This is a genomic window from Candidatus Benthicola sp. (genome assembly GCF_058719085.1).
On record NZ_JBZQEK010000049.1, the window covers coordinates 1 to 3,237 of the forward strand.

General features: G+C 67.6%; 2 protein-coding genes and 1 pseudogene. 1 reads left to right on the plus strand and 2 read right to left on the minus strand.

All coding sequences use genetic code 11. The features are described 5' to 3' along the window. Positions 1-348, plus strand: a pseudogene (locus tag AC36XV_RS03475) (sodium:solute symporter); the annotation flags it as partial. Positions 349-461: 113 nt separating this feature from the next. On the opposite strand, the gene AC36XV_RS03480 reads toward AC36XV_RS03475, so the two are convergent. Then, complete coding sequence (locus AC36XV_RS03480; protein WP_492202282.1) at positions 462-1,439, minus strand: lectin-like protein; 978 nt, start codon at positions 1,437-1,439, stop codon at positions 462-464. Positions 1,440-1,716: 277 nt separating this feature from the next. Continuing rightward, on the minus strand, positions 1,717-3,237 hold a 1,521-nt coding region (locus AC36XV_RS03485; RefSeq protein WP_492202283.1), incomplete at its 5' end, for a TPR end-of-group domain-containing protein.

Below are 3,237 nucleotides of genomic sequence, written 5' to 3' on the forward strand. Positions count from 1 at the left end.
CTCCGCCGCTCACGGGTCCTGACCGCCGGCTGGGCCGTCGCCCTCGCCGGCGTGGCGGTCCTGGCCCGGGCGTGGGGCTCCGTCCTGGAGGCCGGTCTCACCATCACTTCGATCACCTTCGGACCGGTCCTCGGCGTGTTCGGATTGGGTCTCGCCGGCCGGAAGATCAGCGAGTCAGCGGTTCTGGTCGCCATGGCAGTCGGCCTTCTCGGAGCGGCCGGAGCCCACCTGCTGACTCCGCTGGCCTGGACCTGGCTCACCCCGCTGGGCTTCGCCCTGACCTTCGGCGTGGGTTGGGTCCTCGGGAGGTGGCGGCCGGTCGGCGGCGCCGGCGAGCCGCCTGCCTGATCGCTGGAACGAACCGGAGGACAAGAAGAACGGGGAGGCGGAAGACCCGCCTCCCCGTCAGGGGCTACACCGCTCCGCAGGGTGATCGCCCCGCCCTTCTCATGCGCGGCGCGTCAGTGCACCGATACCGCGTCGACGCCGGAGAACTCCATCCCTCCGTTCGTGAATCCGTGGATCACCAGCTCCGTGGTCTCGAGCGCGAGCCCGGCCGTCACCAGGTCCTGGGTGTTGAAGTGGAACAGCGCATCATCCAGACCATCTTCATCCAGGTCCGGCCAGGCGACCATGAGCTTGCCCTTCGGGTTCGAAGCCACCGGGGCCTCAGGATCCGATCCGTCGCCCAGGGTGACCGTTTCGGGATCGATCTCCGTGGCGTCGAACGAGTCCGTGGAGAGGACGGCCACGGCGATCTTGCCCCGGCTCTTGAGGTTGATGTTCCTCGGGTTCTCGCCCTGGCTGAGCTTCAGCATCACCTCGATGAGCGCCGCATCCGTGCACGCGCCGTCGAACTCGACGACGTACCCGGGAGCGGTCTCCTCGCGGTTCCGATCGGCCCACCCGACCGTGGTCTCCGTACCCATGAATCCGCCCGAGGAGGCCGCTGAGTAGTGGATCGCATCTTCCTCGATCAGCGGGCCGCCGTCATCGGGCTGGCCGTCGAGCCAGTTCGTGTAGCCGAACGGCTCACCGGACACCCACAGCCAGTCTTCGCTCGTCCCTGTATCCTGGTATCCGCCGATCCAGTAGCCGACGCCACCGACGGAAGGCACGACGCTCGCGAAGCTCTCCCGAATGAACGCATCCTCCTCGGCCGAGGTGACCGAGGCCAGGTAGCCCTGGCAGGCGCCCGACGTGAGGGCCTCGGCCTCCGCACGGGCGTTCGTCCAGCTGATCCCACCGGGTGCCTCGACCGCGTCGTACAGGTGTCCGTCCGGCTCGTACGGCACGGGAACGGCCCCGACGACCGACGCCGTGACAGACAGTACGCCACCCGATCCCGCTCCATCCACGTCGGGATCGACCGGCGTCGAGTCGCAGGCCGCCAGGGCCGCGACGCACAGCCCCAGGAAAGTCCAACGAAGGTTCCTCATGTGATCGCCTCGCTGCTGAGGGTCTCTCTCGAAGATCGCTATCGGGCACCCGTGCAACGCCCGTTCCCTCGGAGACAGGTCGGTGAATAGTATTGCAAATATATGGTATACAATATTTTAGAGTCGACATCCGAGGTGTGCGAGCGGGAAGTTCCGGCGGATCTTTCGACCAGTCGTTGCCGGCAGGTGGTAAAGTTTGCGCACCGGCGAGCCGCCATGCCACGCAGTCCGGCCGGGCCGGGGCGCGCGGGCCGCGTCCTCGGGAAGCTCCAGCCGATCAGATCTGGTCGAGAAGGTCCTGGAACCGGGGGTGGTCTCGAATCGGGTCGAGGTCCGGGTCGTGCTCGATCCAGTCCCGATGTCCAAAACCGCCCCCGATGGCGCTCTCGAGGCAATCGATGGCCCGGTCCGGCTGGTCTTCGAGGGAGTACAGGCAGGCGACGTTGTACTGCACGCCCGGATCGGAGGGGTCGATCTCGAGCGCCCGTTCGGCCCAGTGCAGGCCCGCCTCCTGCTCCCCCACCCGGCAGTGCGACACGGCCCGCATGGTGGCGGCGCGTGGGTCGTCCGGGTTGAGCTCCATGTGCTTCTCGGCCACCGACAGCGCCTCGCGGTACACCCGGCCGGCTTCCTCCTCGCGGCCGAGCGCCTCGAGGGCCTGCGCGGCGAAGAAGGCCGCCTGGTAGTCCTCCTTCACGTCCGACGCTTCCTGGAACAGGCGTGCGGCATCTTCCAGCCGACCCTGGGCGAAACACCCGCGGGCGTAGAAATAGCGGGCATCGAACTGTCCGCTGTCGAGCCCAATGGCCTCCTGGAACTCCGCTTCGGCCTCTTCGAAACGTCCCAGCTGCATCAGCGCGAAGCCTCGCGCGCTGTGAGCCTCCGCCAGCTCCGGATCGAGGTCGAGAGCGCGACGGCTCGCCTCGTCCGCGCGCTCCAGGTCCGCATCGCCGGATGGGAAGTACATGTGCATGAGGGAGATCGAGTCCGAAATCCCCGCCCAGGCGAGGGCGAACTTCGGGTCCGACTCGACGGCCCGCTCGAACATCTGCCTCGCGTAGTCGAGGCTCTTCCTCCGGCTCTGGCGGAAGAACTGCCGCCCGCGCAGATAGAACTCGTAGGCCTTCACGTCGTCCGTCGGATTCCTGGCAAGCGCCTCGCGCTCCTCGGGCTTCAGGATCCCGCGCAGGGACTGCACGACGTTGGCCGCGATCTCGTCCTCGATGTCGAAGACGTCCTTCATCTCGCGATCGTACCGCTCCGACCACAGGTGATATCCGGTGGCGACTTCGATGAGCTGGGTGGTCACCCGCAGCCGGTCGCCCGAACGCTGGACGCTGCCCTCGAGCACGGCGCCGGCCCCCAGCTCGCGCCCGATCGCCCGAACATCGGCAGCCTTGCCCCTGTACATGAAGGCCGAAGTGCGAGCGACGATCTGCAGACCTTCCATGCGAGCGAGCTGATTCGTGATCTCCTCGCACAGTCCGTCCCCGAGGTAATCATCCTCTGCGCTGCCGCTGAGATTGGTGAACGGAAGCACGACGATGTTCGTGGGCTCGGCCGGAGACGCATGAGACGCCGCCGTACCCGAAATCGCCTGGGTCGCGACGGGAGTTCGACCGGAGGCCCGTCGTCGACGCTCGGGGTCGCCGAAGCGCCAGGCGGCGCCGGTGACCACGGGCAGGAAGATGATCCAGGTGGCGACCACGAAGTCTTCCGCGCCGACCGGCAGCTGGAACCGCCCGGTGGCCCAGTCGGTGAACTCCAGCAACCCCCAGCCCGCCGCCAGATACACCCC

Coding starts and splice junctions, on each gene's coding strand:
- AC36XV_RS03480 (WP_492202282.1), bottom strand. CDS start 1,439: ATGAGGAACCTTCGTTGGACTTTCCTGGGGCTGTGCGTCGCGGCCCTG.